This window comes from Sphingomonas sp. TDK1, assembly GCF_001650735.1.
In the GTDB taxonomy this organism is placed as follows: domain Bacteria; phylum Pseudomonadota; class Alphaproteobacteria; order Sphingomonadales; family Sphingomonadaceae; genus Sphingomonas.
This window is the reverse complement of record NZ_LXVY01000046.1, coordinates 63,425-81,958: the sequence shown is the minus strand read 5'-3', so window position 1 is coordinate 81,958 and position 18,534 is coordinate 63,425. Positions and strand designations below refer to the sequence as shown.

Annotated in this window: 10 protein-coding genes; 6 read left to right on the top strand and 4 right to left on the bottom strand. The window is 66.7% G+C overall.

The features are described 5' to 3' along the window. Positions 1-125: 125 nt before the first annotated feature. The gene (ybaL, locus tag A7X12_RS22550) at positions 126-1,781 is read left to right on the top strand and encodes a YbaL family putative K(+) efflux transporter (protein WP_064313699.1); all 1,656 of its coding nucleotides are present in this window, start codon (positions 126-128) and stop codon (positions 1,779-1,781) included. Here ybaL and A7X12_RS22545 read toward each other — a convergent pair. The 4 genes from A7X12_RS22545 to A7X12_RS22530 all read right to left on the bottom strand — a co-directional run bounded on the left by A7X12_RS22545 (position 1,757) and on the right by A7X12_RS22530 (position 9,552). Further along, positions 1,757-3,364: an alpha-amylase family glycosyl hydrolase gene (locus tag A7X12_RS22545; protein WP_064313756.1), complete on the bottom strand. Its 1,608-nt coding sequence runs from the start codon at positions 3,362-3,364 to the stop codon at positions 1,757-1,759. The genes ybaL and A7X12_RS22545 overlap by 25 nt on opposite strands. 5 nt (positions 3,365-3,369) lie before the next feature. Then, positions 3,370-5,163 (bottom strand): alpha-amylase family glycosyl hydrolase, encoded by a 1,794-nt coding sequence (locus A7X12_RS22540; protein ID WP_064313698.1) that lies wholly within the window; start codon positions 5,161-5,163, stop codon positions 3,370-3,372. After that, positions 5,160-6,671: a tryptophan halogenase family protein gene (locus A7X12_RS22535; RefSeq protein WP_064313697.1), complete on the bottom strand. Its 1,512-nt coding sequence runs from the start codon at positions 6,669-6,671 to the stop codon at positions 5,160-5,162. Before A7X12_RS22535 ends, A7X12_RS22540 begins: the two co-directional genes overlap by 4 nt. Before the next feature lie 64 nt (positions 6,672-6,735). Beyond that, positions 6,736-9,552 (bottom strand): TonB-dependent receptor, encoded by a 2,817-nt coding sequence (locus tag A7X12_RS22530; RefSeq protein ID WP_443029318.1) that lies wholly within the window; start codon positions 9,550-9,552, stop codon positions 6,736-6,738. Between the two features lie 267 nt (positions 9,553-9,819). Between A7X12_RS22530 and A7X12_RS22525 the strand changes: the two genes are divergently transcribed. The 5 genes from A7X12_RS22525 to A7X12_RS22505 all read left to right on the top strand — a co-directional run bounded on the left by A7X12_RS22525 (position 9,820) and on the right by A7X12_RS22505 (position 18,400). Then, the gene (locus A7X12_RS22525; RefSeq protein ID WP_064313696.1) at positions 9,820-10,848 is read left to right on the top strand and encodes a LacI family DNA-binding transcriptional regulator; all 1,029 of its coding nucleotides are present in this window, start codon (positions 9,820-9,822) and stop codon (positions 10,846-10,848) included. Beyond that, complete coding sequence (locus A7X12_RS22520; RefSeq protein WP_064313695.1) at positions 10,845-12,341, top strand: MFS transporter; 1,497 nt, start codon at positions 10,845-10,847, stop codon at positions 12,339-12,341. The genes A7X12_RS22525 and A7X12_RS22520 overlap by 4 nt, the downstream gene beginning before the upstream one ends. 340 nt (positions 12,342-12,681) lie before the next feature. Then, the gene (locus tag A7X12_RS22515; RefSeq protein ID WP_084445959.1) at positions 12,682-13,863 is read left to right on the top strand and encodes an efflux RND transporter periplasmic adaptor subunit; all 1,182 of its coding nucleotides are present in this window, start codon (positions 12,682-12,684) and stop codon (positions 13,861-13,863) included. Continuing rightward, a complete protein-coding gene (locus tag A7X12_RS22510) occupies positions 13,860-17,021 on the top strand; it encodes an efflux RND transporter permease subunit (protein WP_198162152.1) in 3,162 nt (1,053 codons plus the stop codon). Before A7X12_RS22515 ends, A7X12_RS22510 begins: the two co-directional genes overlap by 4 nt. Continuing rightward, complete coding sequence (locus tag A7X12_RS22505) at positions 17,018-18,400, top strand: efflux transporter outer membrane subunit (RefSeq protein WP_064313693.1); 1,383 nt, start codon at positions 17,018-17,020, stop codon at positions 18,398-18,400. The genes A7X12_RS22510 and A7X12_RS22505 overlap by 4 nt, the downstream gene beginning before the upstream one ends. Positions 18,401-18,534 lie beyond the last annotated feature (134 nt).

The window sequence follows — 18,534 nt, the reverse complement described above, 5'->3', positions numbered from 1 at the left end:
GCATCGCCGGCGCCGCGGCGGTATTGGCAGCCGCGATCGGCGTGGCCCAGTCCTGACCTGCATCGACACCGGTCGCCTTCAGGCGCGACCGGTGTCGAACCAGTTTTTCATATCAAGGAGGATCGATGCCGCATCATGCGCCCCTGATCGCCACCATCGTCGCCGGACTCGTCGTCGCCTTCATCTTCGGGGCGATCGCGCACCGGATCAAAGTCTCGCCGATCGCCGGCTATCTGCTCGCCGGTGTCGCGGTGGGGCCGTTCACTCCCGGCTTCGTCGCCAATTCCGGCCTTGCCAACGAACTCGCCGAGATCGGCGTGATCCTGCTGATGTTCGGCGTCGGCCTGCACTTTTCGCTCCGCGACCTGATGTCGGTGCGCCGGATCGCGGTACCGGGTGCGGTGGTGCAGATCGCTGCCGCGACCGCGATGGGCATCGGCCTCGCCTATGTCGCCGGGTGGGGATTGCAGGCAGGCATCGTCTTCGGCCTTGCGCTGTCGGTGGCGAGCACGGTGGTGCTGCTCCGCGCGCTGCAGGGGCACGACATCGTCCAGACCGAGCGCGGGCGGATCGCGGTCGGCTGGCTGATCGTCGAGGATCTGGCGATGGTGGTGGCGCTGGTGCTGCTGCCGGTGCTGGGCGAAGTGATGAGCGGGGAGGGCGGCGGGTCGCTGCTCCAGCCGCTGCTCTCCACCTTCTTCAAGGTCGCAGGTTTCGTCGCGCTGATGCTGGTGGTCGGCCGTCGGGTGATCCCGTGGACGCTGCAATGGGTGGTGGGCACCGGCTCGCAGGAGCTGTTCCGGCTGGCGGTGCTGGCCATTGCTCTCGGCGTGGCGTTCGGCGCGGCGCTGGCGTTCGACGTGTCGTTCGCGCTGGGCGCCTTCTTCGCCGGCATGATCCTCGGCGAGACCTCGCTCAGCCGGCGCGCGACCGAGGAGACGCTGCCGTTGCGCGACGCCTTTGCGGTGCTGTTCTTCGTCTCGGTGGGGATGCTGTTCAATCCGTCGGTGCTGGTCGAGCAGCCGCTGGTGCTGCTGGCGGCGGTGGGGATCATCCTCGTCGGCAAGTCGCTGGCGGCGTACGGCATCGTCCGGCTGTTCGGCTATTCGAACCATACCGGGCTCACCGTCGCGGTGAGCCTTGCGCAGATCGGCGAATTCTCGTTCATCCTGGCGGGCCTCGGCACCGATCTCGGGCTGATGCCAGCGGCGGCGCGCGACGTGGTGCTGGCGGCGGCGATGTTGTCGATCTTCCTCAACCCGTTCCTGTTCGCCTGGGTCGCCAAACGCTACGAAGCGGCGGAAGCCGATCGCGAGGCGGTCGCTCCGGTGGATTTGCCCAAGGGCCATGTGATCCTGATCGGCTATGGCCGGGTGGGCAAGATGATCGCCGAGGATCTCCAGCAGCACGGCAAGGCCTTCGCGCTGATCGAGGACCAGAACGATATGGCCGAGCAGGCGCGCAAGGCGGGCATCACCGTGGTGGCGGGCAATGCCGTCGACGTGCGGACGCTGGTCGCGGCGCAGATCGGCCAGGCGAGCAAGCTGCTGATCGCCATCCCCGCCGGGTTCGAGGGCGGGGCGATCCTCCAGCATGCCCGCGAGCTTGCGCCCGGCGTGCCGGTGGTGGTGCGGGCCCATTCGGCCGACGAGGTCGCGCATCTCGAAGGCCTGGGCGCCGACGAGGTGGTGATGGGCGAGCGCGAGACCGCCAACCGGATGATCGAACTTGCCCGCGGGATGCCGGCGGGATCGGATCAGCCGGCGATGAGCCCCGCATAGGCCGGCAGGCGGTGGAGGGTGGCGCCGTTCAGCGCCTCCACCACTGCCAGCCCTTCCACCAGGGCGGGCGGCAGGTCGACGGGCGCTGCCGAGAGGTTGAAGGCGCAGACGAGGCGCGCGTCGCCGGCGGTGCGGGCAAAGACCAGCAGCGCCTCATCGGCATGGAGCACCGCCATCGCGCCTTCGACCAGCGCCGGGTGCTGCTTGCGCAGCTCGATCAGCCGGCGGGTGAGGTGGAGCAGCGAGGCGGGGTCGGCCTCCTGCACGTCCACCGCGCGGCCCAGATGATCGGGGCCGAGCGGCAGCCAGGGACGCGCGCCCGAGAAGCCGGCGTTCGGTGCATCGGCGACCCACGGCATCGGCGTGCGGGCGCCGTCGCGGCTGAGCGTGAGCGGCCAGTTGGCGATCGCCTCGGGGTCCTGCAGGTCCTCGAAGCCGATCTCGACCTGGGTGAGGCCCAGCTCCTCGCCATAGTACAGGATCGCATTGCCGCGTAAGGAGAGCAGCAGCAGCATCTTGAGCGCGGCGAAGGCGGCGCGATGCTCGGGGGCGACCCAGCGTGAGAGCGCGCGGGGGGCATCGTGGTTTTCGAACGCCCAGCTCGGCCAGCCCACGCCCGGCGCCTCGGGCCATTCGGCGACGGCGTCGCGCACCAGGGCGGGCGTCAGGCGATCGGCGTAGAGGAAGTTGAAGCCATAGGCGCTGTTCAGCCGCGTGCTCCCGGCAGTGAACAGGTGCATCTCGGCTTCCGGCGAAGGCCCGCCGACTTCGGCGACGGTGAAGCGGCCGGGATAAAGATCGGCCAGCGCGCGCAGCTTCTCGAGCAGCAGCGGGATGTCGGCATGGCTCTGGTTGTGGACATGTTGCTGGAAATCGAAGGGGCGGGTGCGTGGGGTGCCCGTGTCCGGCGCCGGCGGATTATCGCGCAGCTGCGGATCGTGCATCGTGAAGTTGATCGCATCGAGCCGGAAGCCGTCGACGCCGCGATCCAGCCAGAACTTGGCGGTGGCGAGGGTGGCGGCCTGCACCTCCGGATTGTGGAAGTTCAGGTCGGGCTGCTCGCGCAGGAAATTGTGGAGATAATATTGGCCGCGCCGCGCGTCCCAGGTCCAGGCCGGGCCGCCGAACACCGACTGCCAGTTGTTGGGCGGGCTGCCGTCGGGCTTGGCATCGGCCCAGACATACCAGTCGGCCTTCGGGTTGGTGCGGCTGGTACGGCTCTCCTGGAACCAGGGGTGCTGGTCCGAGCTGTGCGAATAGACTTGGTCGATCAGCACCTTGAGGCCCAGCGCATGGGCGCGGGCCACCAGCGCGTCGAAATCCGCCAGCGTGCCGAACACCGGATCGACGCCGCAGAAATCGGCGATGTCATAGCCGAAGTCCCGCATCGGTGACGTGAAGAAGGGCGAGATCCACACCGCATCCACGCCGAGCGCCGCGACATGATCGAGCCGTGCGGCAATGCCGGGCAGGTCGCCCACGCCGTCGCCGTTCGAGTCCGCGAAGCTGCGCGGATAGATCTGGTAGATCACCGCGCCGCGCCACCAGGGCCGGGTTTCGGTCGAAAGCTCGCGCATCGTCATCAGGTTCACTTGGAGGCTCCGGCCGCGCAGACGGCATAGCCGAACGCGGGAAGGGAAAGGAGGAGGCTGCCGGGGGCGGCGGCGTGGGCGGGGCAGGCGCCCGCCAGGGTGCGGAAGCTGGTGGAGCCGGTTTCAACCTGGACATTGCCCGTCCAGGCCTCGGCACTGGTATTGAAGGCGATCACGGTCTCGGCGCCGGTCTTCGGATCGAAGCGCGAGACGGCGAACAGGCCGGGCTTGTCGCTGGCGAAGCGGGTGACCTGACGGCCGCGGGTGAGCGCCGCATGGCTGGTGCGCAGTCGGGCCAGCGTGGCGATCTCGCGGAACAGCGGGTGGCCGGGGTTGAAGCTGGGCGTTGCGGTGGTCGCGTCGGTGCCGAGCAGCTTGTTGTCGTTGTAGCTCGCCACCTTGCTCCCGAACATATCCTCGCGGGAATCCTGGTCGTTGCCGTCGCTGACGAAGCCCTGCTCGTCGCCCGAATAGATCGTCGGCACGCCGCGCAGTAGCAGGAGCATCGCCTGGGCGAGCTGGACGCGCTGGAGCAGTTCCGCCTGGCCGATCTTCGGATTGGCCTGCTGGATGAAGGTCGCGGCGCGACCGGCGTCATGGTTGCTGACGAAGGTAGGCAGGCGGTGCGCGGTCTTCTCGCCGCCTTCGTACAGCACGTCCGCCGCGAACACCTTGGCGAGCCGATCGGTGCCCTTGCCGGCGGCGACGTCGATCACCGCCTGATTGAAGGCGAAGTCGAGCACCGCGGGGAATTTGTCGACGCGGGTGTGCTCGGCCAGTGCGGCGACTTCGGGATCGGCCACCTCGCCGAAGATGTGGAAGTTCGGAATGCCCCTGGCCTCGGCGCGCGCCAGCATCGCGGGGACAAAGGCCTGCCAGAATGCCGGATTCACATGGCGTGCGGTGTCGATGCGGAAGCCGTCGATACCGAAGCGATCGATCCAGCCGCCGAAGATGTCGATCATACCGGCGACGACGCGCGGGTGCTCGGTCATCAAATCGTCGAGGCCGACGAAATCGCCCATCGTCGAGCTCTCGCCCGCAAAGGTCGAGTTGCCGCGATTGTGATAGTAGATGGGGTCGTTGAGCCAGGCGGGCACCTTCACCGACTTCTCGGCTTCCGGGATGACGGGCGTGTAGGCGTAATCCGGCCGGGTGAGCTTGGCGAAATTGGCGGCGCTGTGGTCGTCGTCGCCAGCAAAGCCGGGATTGATCGCCGCTCCGGCGATGCCCCCTTTACGGCGGTACGGATAGTCGGCGCGGCTGCGATAGCTGCAGTCGCCACACTCCTTGAACTGTATGACGTCCGCGGTGTGGTTCACCACGATGTCCATATAGACCTTGATGCCGCGCTTGTGCGCCGCGTCGACCAGCGCGTTGAACTCGGCATTGGTGCCGAAATGGGGATCGACCTGGGTGAAATCGGTGATCCAATAGCCGTGATAGCCGGCGGATTCCTGCCCTTTCGGCCCCTGCACCGGCTTGTTCTTGAAGATCGGCCCGACCCAGATCGCAGTGGCGCCCAGCGCCTGGATATAGTCGAGCCGGTTCAGCACGCCCTTCAGGTCGCCGCCATGGTAGAAGCCCTTCGATGCCGGATCGAAACCGGTGACCAGCCGGTCGCCGGTCAATCCGCCCCGATCATTGGCGGTGTCGCCATTGTCGAAGCGATCGGGGAGAAGGAAGTAGAGTATTTCGTCCTCGGGCAGGCGGTCGCGATAGGTCTGCGCCATGGCAGGCGTCGCGGCGAGCGCGGCGGCGAGCAGGGCGAAGGCGGTCGAACGGATCATGCGGCAATCTCCGCGCCCGCGGCGCCGTGCGCGCGGACGAAGTCGCTATGGGGGAGCATCTGCGCGACTTCGCGCGCATTGAGCTTTGCGAGAAGGTCGAGATATTCGGCGATCTGCGCGACCGGCGGCTGATCGGCGAGGGGGTGGTATCTCCGTGCGATGATGCCCTGGCCGACAAGCACTTGCAGCCAGGCGACGTCGCTGAACAGATCGCTGTCCTCGCGGACGATCTCGCCGGCTTCGCGCCAAAGCGCGATTTTGTCGGCGAGGCCGTCGGGCAGGGGAGTCTCGCGTCGTTCGCGCCAGAAGCGTTCGTCGCGGTCGTTCGCCCAGTAATGGAGGATCAGGAAGTCGCGGATGCGTTCGCTCTCGTGCGCGGCCTGGCGATTATAGCTGTCGCGCAACGGCGTAACGGCCCGGCCGCCTGGCAGCAGCTTAAGGACGCGTTCCACGGCGGACTGGATCATGTGGATACTGGTCGATTCGAGCGGCTCTAGGAAACCGCTGGCCAGTCCGAGCGCGATGACATTGCCCGCCCAGGCAAGCTCGCGCCGCCCGGTATGGAAGCGGATCGGGCGGGGATCGGCAAGCGCGGGTTCGTCCAGCCCGGAGAGCAGCCGAGCGGCGGCCTCGTCGTCGGACAGGTGCCGGCTCGAATAGACGATGCCGTTGCCGGTGCGGTGCTGGAGCGGGATCCGCCATTGCCAGCCTGCATCATGCGCGGTGGCACGGGTATAGGGGGTGAAGTCTCGGGCGCGGGCGCTGGGTACCGCGAGCGCGCGATCGCAGGGCAGCCAGTGCGACCAGTCCTGATAGCCGACGCCCATCGCCTCGCCGATCAGCCGCGCGTGGAAGCCGGTGCAGTCGAGGAACAGGTCGCCTTCGATGCGGCGATCGCCGTCGAGATGCAGTGCCGCCACGTTGCCATCCTCGCCATTGCGGGAAACGGCTTCGATCCGCCCTTCGTGCCGCACCACGCCGGCGGCTTCGGCATGGTCGCGCAGGAAACGGGCATAGAGGCCGGCGTCGAAATGGAAGGCATAGGGCATTTCCGGCAGCACGCGAGCGGTGCGGGCGGGGCCGCGCTGCATGCGGTTGGCGCGCGCGGCGACATTGTTGAGCGCATAGGCGGCCAGCGGCTCGGCCACGCCTTCCGCAAGCCCGCGCAGCCAGGTGTGGCGAAAGGCGAGCAGGCCGTTGTCGCGGCCGACATCGCCGAACGCGTGCATGTAACGGCCGCCCTTGGTCCAGCCGACGAACTCGATCGCCAGCTTGTAGCTCGCCTGGGTGGCGGCGACGAAGGCGTCCTCGTCGATGCCGAGGCTGGCGTTGAACATCCGGATCTGCGGGATGGTCGCCTCGCCGACGCCCACCGTGCCGATCGCATCGGATTCGACGAGCGTGACGGTGAAACCGGCGCCGAGGAAGCGGGCCAACGCTGCCGCGGCCATCCATCCGGCCGTGCCGCCGCCGGCGACGACAATGCGATATGGTGCTGCGGTTGCCATGGCTTACCCCCTTCGGTGCCGATGGAGCGGCCCGGTCTCCTGGCGAAGACCGGGCCGCCGTCCGTCAGAACTTGTACGTGATGCCGAGATAATAATCGCGGCCATAGCGCTGATATTCGCGCACCAGACGGGTATCGCCCGCCTCGGTGGTGATGAACGGCGCGTCCGTGAGGTTCTTGGCCTGCGCCAGGATCGCGAGACCCTTCAGCGGACCGGTCTGGAACTCATAGCCGATCTGTGCATCGAGCACGCCTTCGGACTTGCCGGTGCGGAATTCCGGATTGGCCGAGAGGCCGGCCAGTTCCGCCAGGAAGCTGTCGCGCCAGCGATAGGTGGCGCGCGCCTGGAAGCCGTTCTTTTCGTAATAGGCCGTGCCGGTGGCGATCCACTTGGACTGGCCGGGCAGGGTGACCGGCGTGTTCGGGTTGCTGCCATAGACGACGCGGCTGTCGACATAGGAGCCGCTGGCGAAGATGCCGAACCCGTCCAGTGCGTTGGCGAACATGCTGAACGGCACCGATGCGGTGGCTTCCACGCCGAGGATGTCGCCGCGGCCGGTATTGTCCGGCGTCTTCACCAGGCCGAACTGCGCATTCTGGGACCGCACGATCGCCTGTGCCGCGGGGGGCAGGGCATTGAGCAGCGCCGAGAAGTCATACAGCGTGCTGTTGTTCGGATCGACGAAGTCGGTCAGGTGCTTGTAAAAGCCGGCGACCGAGAGATAGCCGCCGCCGCGCAGATATTTCTCCAGCGAGATATCAATGTTGGTCGACTGGTAGGGCCGCAGGCGGAAATTACCGCCGTCCGAGCTGAACGGGCTGTTCTGCGGCAGGCCGCCCAGGCCGAGCTTCGACAGGTCGACATTCACCGCCTGGGTGATGCGCTCCTGGTCGAGGCGCGGGCGCACCATCGTCTGCGCCGCACCCATCTTCACGTAGAAGGTGGGGAGCAGTTCCAGGCTGAACGTCGCTGACGGCAGGAAGTTGGTGTATTTGGTGCTGTCCGCGACCGGCGCCACGGTGACCACGCCGCCCTGCAGCGCCGCAATCGCGCCCGAGGAGCCCTGGTCGGTATGCACCACCTGCAGGCCCAGCGTGCCCTTGAGCGACTTGCCGCCGACGGTGCCGTCGATCGTCAGCTTGGCATAGCCGGTATAGACTTTCTCGGTGACGGTGTTGTCGCGCACCAGCGAGCCGGGGCGGTTGTCGAACACCGGCCGCAGCAGGCCGTAGACCTTGAGCGGATCATAGGTCAGCATCTTCGGCACGCCGAGATAGGCGAGCGCCACCTGTTCGCCGAGCACCGCATCCGAGGGTACCGCGAAGCTGGTTGGGGTGCCGCTGGCGATCGTGCAGCCGGTGCCCGCGCCCGGCGGGCAGAGGAAGTAGGAGGTGTAGCGGCTCTGCTTCTCGCGACGGCTGAAGTTGCCGCCGATTTCCCAGCTCTTGACGATGCTGCCGCTGAACTCGCCGTTGAAGCTGGCGCGCAGCGACTTGAGGTCGTCTTCGAAGTCCGGGCGGTTGAGGAAGCCGGCCTGCACCACCGATTGGGTGCCGTTATAGCCCCAGCCGCGCGGATCGGTCAGCCGGATGACGTTGGTGTTGGTATAGTCCAGCGTCGGCACGATGCTGTAGGTGCCGTTCGCATTCTGGTTGATCTTGATCGTGTCCTTGGCACCAGTCTGGTTATAGCCGGTGCCCGAATAGGTCTCGAGCAGGAAGTCGGTACGGGTGGCGTGGCTCCAGCTGGCGTCGACGACGAAGTGGATGCTGTCGCTCAGCTTGAAGTCGTTGTTCCAGCCCAGCGAGATGTTCTCGGCCTTGCGCCGGTTATAGTCGTTGCGCTGCACCGCGACGACGTTGGAGATCGTCGCGCTGGTGACCAGGCCGTTCTGGACGGTATAGCCCGGCTGGATCGTCGCGTTCGAGCCATAGGCCGGCGCGATCGGGAACTCGATGCCGCGCAGGCGCTGGGTTTCCTCGAAGTGCGAATAGAGGCCGTCGAAGGTCGAGTGGAAATTCTCGCTCGGCTGCCATTCCACCGTCGCGACGCCGCCATAGCGCTTGAGCAGGTTCGACTGCACATAGGGCTTGGCGCCGCCGAGGAAGAGGTTGTTGCCGGCGTTGGACTCGGTCGGGAAGCCCCAGGCGGCGTAGCGCTCGATCTGGGTCGGCGTGTTCTGCGCGGAGAGCCCGATCGCGATGCCCAGCGTGTCGTTCGCGAACTTGTCGACATAGGTCGCCGAGGCGCGATAGCCGTAGCGGGTCCCGTCCGGGTTGAGCTTCTTCTGCTCGTTCATCTGGCCGCGCGCGGCGACGACGAAGGTGCGCTGCGACTGGGCGAGCGGGCGCAGCATCCGCAGGTCGACGGTGCCGGCAATGCCGGCAGCGATCAGCGACGCGTCCGCCGACTTGTAGACGTTGACGTTCTTGAAGAACTCCGAGGGATACTGGTCGAACTCGACACCGCGGTTGTCACCCACGGTCACCTGCTCGCGGCCGTTGAGCAGCGTGGTGGAGAAGTCGGGGCCGAGGCCGCGGATCGACAGGCGCTGGTCGCGACCTTCGAGGCGCTGGGCGGTGACACCCGGGATGCGTGCCAGCGAGTCCGCGATCGAGACGTCGGGCAGCTTGCCGATGTCTTCGGACGAGACCGAGTCCACGATCATCGTGTTGTTGCGCTTGATGTTGGCGGAGGTGGCGAGGGCGGCGCGGAAGCCGGTGACGACGATGGTCTCGCCGGGTCCGTTATCCTGAGCGTCGGCCGCAGGCGTGCCGCTGTCCTGCGCAAAGGCGGCGGTGGTGAAGCTGAAAGCGATCGCGGCGGCGCTGGTGCCGAGGGCGATGCGGGCGGCACGACGGCCGCGGAACGTGCTGAGCAAGGTGTCTCTCCCCAATCTGTCTCTACCCCCGGCTCTTGGGTGGCCGGATGAATGCCCGCCCCATGCGGGATGCGCCGGTTCTGCGCAGTGCCGCATTCAATCTTGCAAAAGGGGGTATGGAGGCCAGTCGCTCACATACGTATTCAGACCCGTTTCGGGCCTTCTGTGGCTTTTACGTACCCCCGGCGCGATTGACGCGGTGGGCCGATCGCGCCCATGCATAATATGCGATGCGGCGAGGACGGCCGCACGCGGGGAGGAAGCAGGATGGGCATGCAACGCAAGCCTACATCATTCGATATTGCCCAGCTGGCGGGTGTTTCGCAGCCGACCGTATCGCGGGCGCTGCGCGGCGAAGCCGGCGTCAACCCGGCGACGCGGCTGCGTATCGAGTCGATCGCCAAGCAGTTGAACTACCGGGTCGACAAGGCCGCTTCCAATCTTCGTACGCGGCATTCGCAGACGCTGGCGCTGTTATTCTTCGAGGATCCGACCTCGGACGATTCGCTCATCAATCCCTTCTTCCATTCGATGCTGGGATCGATCATTCGTGCCTGCGCCGAGCATAATCATGATCTGCTGATCAGCTTCCAGCAGCTCTCCAGTGACTGGCACAACGATTATGAGGATGCGCGCAAGGCCGACGGGCTGATCCTGCTAGGCTATGGCGATTTCGAGCTCTACCGCGCGCGGCTCAAGGCGCTGCAAGATGCCGGCACGCACTTCGTTCGCTGGGGATCGGTGCTCGCCGAGGGCGCCGGGCTGACCATCGGCTGCGACAATCGTGGCGGCGGCGGCGAAGCGACGCGGCACCTGCTCGGGCTGGGCCGCAAGCGAATTGCATTTTTGGGTACGGCCTCGAGCCACTATCCCGAGTTTCACGAACGCTATCGCGGCCATGCCGAAGCGCTGGCCGGGGCTGGGCTCTCCGCCGACCCGGCGCTGCAGATCGATGCGATCACCACGGAGGATTCCGGGGCGGCCGCAGCACGGGCGCTGCTCGACAGCGGCGCGGACTTCGACGCGATTCTCGCGGCGAGCGACCTGATCGCGATCGGTGCGATGCGGGCGCTCCAGGCTGCGGGCAAGCGCATTCCAGAGGATGTTTCGGTGATCGGTTTTGACGATATTCCCGCAGCCAGCTCGGCCAGCCCGCCGCTGACGACCGTCATGCAGGACGCCCGGGTCGCGGGCCGTACGCTGGTAGAGACGCTGATCGGGCGGATCCGGGAGCGGCCGGTGGGCCCGGCCTTGCTGCCCACCAAGCTGATCGTCCGCACGTCGTGCGGGGCATGAGGGTGGAAAAGCCGCGCCAGTCCTTCGCCGGCCTTTGGAACATCAGCTTCGGCTTTTTCGGCATCCAGATCGGCTTCGCGTTGCAGAATGCGAACATGAGCCGCATCTTCCAGTCGCTCGGCACGCGGCTGGACGATTTGCCGGCGCTGTGGGTAGCGGCACCTCTCACCGGGCTGCTCGTCCAGCCGATCATCGGACATCTCAGCGACAAGACGTGGCTGGGCAGGCTGGGGCGACGGCGACCCTATTTCCTCGGCGGCGCGATCCTCGCGGCGCTGGCGCTGCTGCTGATGCCGGAGAGCCCGGCCCTGTGGTTCGCCGCTGGGTTGCTCTGGGTACTCGACGCCTCGCTCAACATCTCGATGGAGCCGTTCCGCGCCTTTGTCGGCGACATGCTGCGCAAGGACCAGCACAGCGCCGGCTATGCGGTGCAGACCGCGTTTATCGGCATGGGCGCCGTGCTGGGATCGATCTTTCCCTGGGCGCTCGAGCATCTCGGCGTCTCCAATGCGGCGGTGGCGCATGGCGTGCCGGATACGGTGCGCTACGCCTTCTGGTTCGGCGGGGCGGCGCTGTTCTGCTCGGTGCTGTGGACCGTGCTGACCACGCGCGAATACAGTCCGGCGGAGATGGCGGCGTTCGATGGTCCAGCCGCGGCGGACGACGGTGCGGCAGTTCGGCTGCTCGCGGCTCGGCGGCCGACGGCGGGGCTGTCCTGGATCATCGCGGGCGCGCTGGTCGTGTTCGCCGTCGCGCAGTTCCGACTGGAGAAGGAAGTTTACCTGCTCGGTGGCCTGCTCGCTGCCTATGGCCTCGCACAGATCGTGGCGATCCTGCGCGCGCGGGCAGGGCGTGCGAGCATGCTCGGCCACATCGTCGGCGACTTTGCGGGCATGCCCCAGCTTATGAAGCGGCTGGCGCTGGCGCAGTTCTTCAGCTGGTCGGCGCTGTTCATCATGTGGATCAACACCACGCCGATCGTCGCGGGTGCTTTCTATCACTCGCCCGATCCCAAGAGCGCCGGATACCAGGAGGGTGCGAACTGGGTCGACGTGCTGTTCGCTACCTATAACGGCGTCGCAGCGGTGGCGGCGCTTACCGTGCTGCCGCTGCTCTCGGCGCGCTTCGGCAAGGCGCGGACCCACATCTTCGGCCTGCTCTGCGGCGCTGCGGGCTATGCGAGCTTCTTCCTGGTCCGCGATCCGGCGTGGCTGATCGCCAGCGAGGTCGGGATCGGCATCGCCTGGGCGTCGATCCTCGCCATGCCCTATGCGATCCTCGCCTCCAGCCTGCCTCAGGCGAAGCTCGGCATCTACATGGGGCTGTTCAACGTCTTCGTGGTGGTGCCGCAGCTGCTGGTGGCAACGGTGATGGGTTCGATCATGAACCGCTTCTTTCCGGGGGAGCCGATCTGGACGATGGCGTTCGCGGCCGGAACGCTGCTGCTGGCCGCGTGCGCGATGCTGCGGGTGGCGGCGCTCTCGCGCGATTGAACGCACGCGAATGGCATTGCAGAAGGTTCCGCGGCTGGAAGGGTAGTCGGCCCATGGGCCCGGCCTCCAGCGGGCACGCGGCCATATCGTCTGCGGCAAGCGCCATGTAAAATGTTCGGAGTGATTTCGCATGGATGTCTATGGAGACAAAGATGTCGCATGAAGCGGCCGCCGGCATCCGTGCTGACCTGCCCACGGTCCTGGTTCTGTCCGGGAGGGTTCAAGTATGGCGCTGGTATAACGTGATATAAACCTTCGATTATATACTTTAAATGTATCATACCTTGGCATCATTGAAGCTGGTCTGCGCCCATTACTAGGTTGCGCGGAGGAGATTTCGATGGCCTACCGCTCGCACTGGCGCATTCCGCCTTTAACCCTCGCCCCCGTCACCCTTGTGCTCATCGCGGCGCTGGCCGCTTGCAGCGACCACAAGCCTTCAGCTCAGAACGGCAGCGTTCCGGTGACCGTCGCCTTGGCCATGCAGGGGCCGGTCGCAGCGACCTTGCAGGGGCTTGGCCATGTTCAGGGGTTCAATACGGCATCGGCGCGGGCGCAAACATCCGGGCTGATCACCTCGATAGACTTCCAGGAGGGGCAGACGGTGCGCGCCGGCCAGCCGCTGGCACAGATCGATCCTCGTCCTTTGCGCGCGCAGCTCGCGCAGGATGGCGCTGCGCTGCAACGCGACCTCGCCGCGCTGGCGAATGCCCGCGACAGCCTCGCCCGGGCCGCCCCCCTGGTTTCGCAGGGCCTCGCTTCCGCCCAGCAAGTGGAGGGATATCGAGCGCAGGTGGCGCAGCTTGTGGCCGCCGCCGCTGGAGACCGGGCGATGATCCAGCGAGATCGACTGGCTCTCGGCTATGCAACGATCCGCGCACCCATTGCCGGCGTGACCGGCGTTCGGCTGGTGGACACCGGCAACCTCGTGGGCCTAACCGATCCTGCGGGCGTCGTCACCGTCGTCCAGATACAGCCCATCGCCATCGTCTTCACGCTGCCGCAGTCCACGATCGGTGCGATCCGCAGTGCCATGGCGGCGGCCACCGGGACGGGCCCGCTGGTCGAGGCGATCGGGCAAGAGGGCGGCGGCGTGCTCGATCGCGGTCGGCTGCTCGCCATCGACAATCGCGTCGACGATGCGAGCGGGACCGTGACGTTGAAGGCGATCTTCCCAAATGCCGGGAAACAACTCTGGCCGGGTCAGCAGGTAACGGCGCGCGTCGTGCTCGGCACCGATGCGCGCGCGGTGTCCATCCCGGCCAGCGCGTTGCAGCGCAATGCCGGCGGATCCTATGTCTGGGTTGTCGACAAGGCGAACCGTGCGGCGCCGCGCCCGGTTTTGACAGGACCCCGTACGGGCGACAGCATCGTCGTCCGGCAGGGGGTGGCCGCCGGCGAGCGGGTCGTGACGGACGGTCAGTTCGCCCTTTCGACCGGGGCCGTGGTGACGATTACCACGCCCGCAGCCGCAGCGGTCGCTCGACGAGACAATCCCGATCAGCTGGGGCTCAACCCGTGACCGCCGCCGCGACCGAGCCTGAAGCGACGCCGCGCGGCGGCCTGTCCGGCTTCTTCATCCTGCGACCCGTGGCGACGACCATGATGGCGATCGCGTTGCTGCTGGGCGGCTTGATCGCCTATTTTCAGCTGCCGGTCGCCTCCTTGCCGAACGTGAGCGTCGCCACCATCCAGGTCACGGCGCAGCTGCCGGGTGCCGATGCGCAAACCAATGCCTCGGCAGTGGCGACGCCGCTCGAGCGCCAGCTCGGGCAGATACCGGGCCTCACCCAGATGACGTCGTCGAGTGCGCCCGGCTTCGTGCAAATCGCGCTGCAGTTCGCACCGTCTATCACTCCGCAGGAAGCGGCACTGCAGGTGCAATCCGCGATCAATGCGGCCCAGGGCAGCTTACCCTCGACGCTCGTCTCGCCGCCGACATATCGTATCACCAATCCCGCCGAGACGCCGATCCTGATTCTCGGGCTCACCTCCAAAACGCTGCCGTTGACGACGGTGGATGATTACGCCGAGAGCCTGTTGCTCGGGCGGCTGTCGCAGATCCCCGGTGTCGGCCTCGTCACCATCGGCGGCCAGCAGCAGCCTGCGATGCGGCTGGAGGTCGATCCGACGCGCCTGAGCGCCCACGGCTTGACGATGGAAGATCTGCGTACGGCGCTTCAGCGCGCGACGATCGATGCGGCGAAGGGCACGATCCGCGGCGCGCGCCAGAGCTTTGGACTGTCCACCAACGACCAGCTCGACACGCGCGTCGACTTCGCGAACATGGTCGTCGCGTGGCGCGCGGGGGCGCCGATCCGCATGTCGGATATCGGGGCGGTGGCGATCGGTCCAGCCAGTACCCAGCTTGCAGGCTGGTTCGATCGGGATCCGGCGATCATCCTCAATATCCTGCCGGCGCCGGGCGCCAATGTGATCGACACCGTGCAACGCGTCCGTGCCGAGCTGCCGCGACTCCAGGCAGCGCTGCCCAAAGGCGTTTCGGTCAATATCGTGTCCGATCGCACCACCACCATCCGCGCTTCCGTCGCCGATGTGCGAACCACGCTGATGCTCACGATCGCGCTGGTGGTCGCCACCATCTTCGTGTTCCTGCGCGAGCCGCGCGCGACGATCATCCCGGGCGTGGCGGTTACGCTTTCGATTATCGGAACCTTCGTGGTGATGCGCGCGCTGGGTTTCAGCCTCGACAACCTGTCGCTGATGGCGCTGTCGATCGCCGTCGGCTTCGTCGTCGACGATGCGGTGGTGATGGTGGAGAACATCATGCGCCATATCGAGGACGGCGCGCCGCCGATGCGCGCGGCCTTGCTGGGCGCGGGCGAGATCGGCTTTACTATCCTGGCAATTTCCATCTCGCTGTGCGCCGTGTTCATCCCGCTGCTGCTGATGCAAGGGCTGGTGGGCCGCATGTTTCAGGAATTCGCGATCACGGTCGTCGTCGCGGTGCTGTTGTCGGTGGTCGTCTCGCTGACCGTCACGCCGATGATGAGCGCCTGGTTGCTGCGCGCCCGCGCACCGGACGAGGCCCATGGGCGCGTCTACCTCGCCCTCGAGCGGGGCTTCGCTGGTCTTTCGAGCCTCTATGCAAGGGGCCTCGATGGGGTCCTGCGGCATCAGAAGCTCGCCCTTGGTGCGATGGCGCTGACCGTACTGGCAACGGCGCTGCTCTTCGTGACGATCCCGAAGGGCTTCTTCCCGACACAGGATACGGGGCTGCTGGCCGGCATCACCGAAGCCAGCGCGGACATTTCGACCGCGGGGCTGGCCGCGCGCCAGAAGGCGTTGGTCGATACCATTCTGCGCGATCCGGCGGTCGCCAGCGTCGCCAGCTATATTGGCGCGGGGGCGACCAATCCCTCGCCCAATCAGGGGCGCATGTTCATCGCCCTCAAGCCGTTCGGGCATCGCGGCGCCGACGGGGGCGCCCAGCAGGTCATCGCGCGTCTGGGCAGGGCGGTGCAGGGCATCGCCGGCATCCGCCTCTATCTGCAGGCGTCGCAGGACATCACCATCGGCGCGCGCGCATCGAAGAGCCAGTATCAGTTCACATTGGTCGATGCCGATCCGCAGGAACTGGCGCTATGGTCGGGCCGGGCGGTCGCGGCGTTCCGGGCGCTGCCGGGCCTGACGGACGTGACCAGCGATGCGGGCGCCTCCGGTCCCCAACTGCGCATCCGCATCAACCGCGACGCCGCCGCGGAACTGGGCATCGCTGCCGAGGATGTCGACACCGCGCTTTACGATGCCTTTGGCGAGCGCCCGGCGACCAAGGTTTTCAACGCGCTCAACCAATATGACGTCATCCTTGAGGTCGCGCCCCAGTTCCGCGCCGATCCGGATGCGCTGAACGGCATCTACCTCCGCGCCGCTTCCGGCGCGCAGGTACCGCTGTCGCAGGTGGCCGCGGTTGAGACCGATGCAGCACCGCTGGTAATCAACCATCAGGGCGGCTTCCCCTCGACCACCATCTCGTTCAATCTCCGGCCAGGCGTCTCCATCGGCACGGCGGTGGCGGCAGTGAACAAGGTGCGTGCACAGCTGCATCTCCCCGTCACCGTGCAATCGGCTTTCCAGGGCAATGCCGCGGCCTTCCAGACCGCGCTCTCCGGGCAATCCATGCTGATCCTTGCAGCGCTGGTGGCGGTCTATCTGATCCTCGGGATGCTCTACGAGAACGCCATCCTGCCGCTGACGATCCTGTCGACCCTCCCCTCTGCCGGACTGGGTGCGCTGCTGACGCTGCTGCTGGTCGGGAGGCCGCTCGACGTGATCGGCATCATCGGCATCGTTCTGCTGATCGGTATCGTCCAGAAGAACGGCATCATGCTTGTCGACTTCGCGATGGAGCAACAGCGCGGAGGGGCGACACCGGCCGAGGCGATCCGAACGGCCTGCCTCGAACGATTCCGGCCGATCCTGATGACGACGATGTGTGCCATGCTGGGCGGCGTTCCGCTCATGCTCGGTAGCGGCGCCGGCGCCGAGATCCGCCAGCCGCTGGGGTACGCGATCGTGGGCGGGCTCGCCGTCTCGCAGTTGCTCACATTGTTCACAACCCCTGCTGTCTATCTGGCGATGGCGCGCTTGCGCGGCCGTGACCGTGCCGACCATGCGGCCTCCGGCCCAAAAAATGCGATGATGGAGAACGCGCAATGATCGCGCGCCTGCCTGCCACCTTGCTCCTCGCCACCGCGTTGACGAGCTGCGCTCTCGGCCCCCGGCCCACGCCATCGGTTCCGCCGGTGCCGGCGGCGGCTTGGAACGGCACTGCCGACGCTGCGGCCTGGCCGGATAGCCGATGGTGGCAAGCCTTCGGGTCACGCGAGCTCGATCAGTTGGTCGCCGATGTCCAAGCGCACAACGACGATCTCGCCGCTGCCAAGGCTCGGCTGGAGCAGGCCGATGCCCAGGCGCGTATTGCCGGCGCGCCATTGCTGCCGTCGCTGAGCGCTGCGCCGATCGCCGATGAAACGCGCCGCATCGCGCCGAATGGCGTGGTTCGTCGCTACGGCACGCTGAACGGTGTCTTTTCCGCCTCCTATCAACTCGATGTCTGGGGCAGCAATCGCGATACCGCACGCGCGGCGCGTGAAGATGCCCAGGCCGTTGCTTTCCAGCTCGCGGTTACCCGCGTCACGATCACCGCGAGCGTCGCATCCACCTATCTGCGGCTACTCGGAACGCTCGACCAGATCGCTTCCGCCAACGCCCAGGTCGAGAACGCCCGCGCGGTTCTCGACGGACTGAAGCGCCAACAGCAAAGCGGCCTGATTCCGGGCTTGCAGGTCGAGCAGCAACGCGCGCTCACCGATCAGCTTGCGGCGGATCTGCCGCCCCTGGAGGCGCAGCGCACCCATCTGCTGGATGCGTTGGCACTCCTGACCGGGCGAAATCCGGAAGGATTCCGGATTTCCGGCACATCGCTTCAGGAGATCCGATTGCCCCCTATCGTGGCAGGGGTGCCGTCCGACCTGCTCGTTCACCGACCGGACATCCAGGCTGCGGAACGCGACCTCGCCGCGGCGGGCGGCAATGTCAGCGCGGCACGGAAGCGCTTCCTGCCGTCGTTTTCGCTCACCGCAACCGGCGGTGCCGGCAGTATCCTGCTGGGCTCTGCCATCTCGGGCCCCACGTCGATCTTCGATATCAGCCTGGGCGTTCTCCAGTCGATCTTCGACGGGGGCCGGCTGCGCGGGCAGCTTCAGGATGCCAACGGCCGCTACCACGAACTCGCCGCGACGTATCTACGTTCGATCCATCAGGCGTATGGCGACGTCGAAGACACACTCGCCAGCGCGCAGGCCGCGCGCGAGCAAGTCGCACGCGAAGACGCCGCGCTCGCAAGTGCCTTGCGGGCGTCCAACATGGCAAGGATGGCGTTTGCAGCGGGCACGACGGACATGCTGCCCGTGCTGATTGCGCAGCAGGCGCTCGCCACCGAAGAGGCGAGGGCGGCGCAGGCCAGGCTGACGCAGGCTACCAGCATCGTAGATCTCTACACGGCGTTGGGCGGCGGCTGGTCGATCGCAGAATGAATCGGTCCGGATCAACGCGAGCGACAGTTCATTCTTAGCGCCGAAACGATCGCTTTGATGGCATTCGTGTCGGCTTGACCGCGTCAGGCATCTCGGGCGCAGTCCAAGGGGTGGGTGGCTGGCAGTTGCAGGCT

What these genes read in the sequence shown, in the direction of transcription:
- ybaL (WP_064313699.1), top strand. Translation starts at nt 126, where the DNA reads ATGCCGCATCATGCGCCCCTGATCGCCACCATCGTCGCCGGACTCGTC.
- A7X12_RS22525 (WP_064313696.1), top strand. Translation starts at nt 9,820, where the DNA reads ATGGGCATGCAACGCAAGCCTACATCATTCGATATTGCCCAGCTGGCG.
- A7X12_RS22540 (WP_064313698.1), bottom strand. Translation starts at nt 5,163, where the DNA reads ATGATCCGTTCGACCGCCTTCGCCCTGCTCGCCGCCGCGCTCGCCGCG.
- A7X12_RS22520 (WP_064313695.1), top strand. Translation starts at nt 10,845, where the DNA reads ATGAGGGTGGAAAAGCCGCGCCAGTCCTTCGCCGGCCTTTGGAACATC.
- A7X12_RS22545 (WP_064313756.1), bottom strand. Translation starts at nt 3,364, where the DNA reads ATGACGATGCGCGAGCTTTCGACCGAAACCCGGCCCTGGTGGCGCGGC.
- A7X12_RS22535 (WP_064313697.1), bottom strand. Translation starts at nt 6,671, where the DNA reads ATGGCAACCGCAGCACCATATCGCATTGTCGTCGCCGGCGGCGGCACG.
- A7X12_RS22505 (WP_064313693.1), top strand. Translation starts at nt 17,018, where the DNA reads ATGATCGCGCGCCTGCCTGCCACCTTGCTCCTCGCCACCGCGTTGACG.
- A7X12_RS22515 (WP_084445959.1), top strand. Translation starts at nt 12,682, where the DNA reads ATGGCCTACCGCTCGCACTGGCGCATTCCGCCTTTAACCCTCGCCCCC.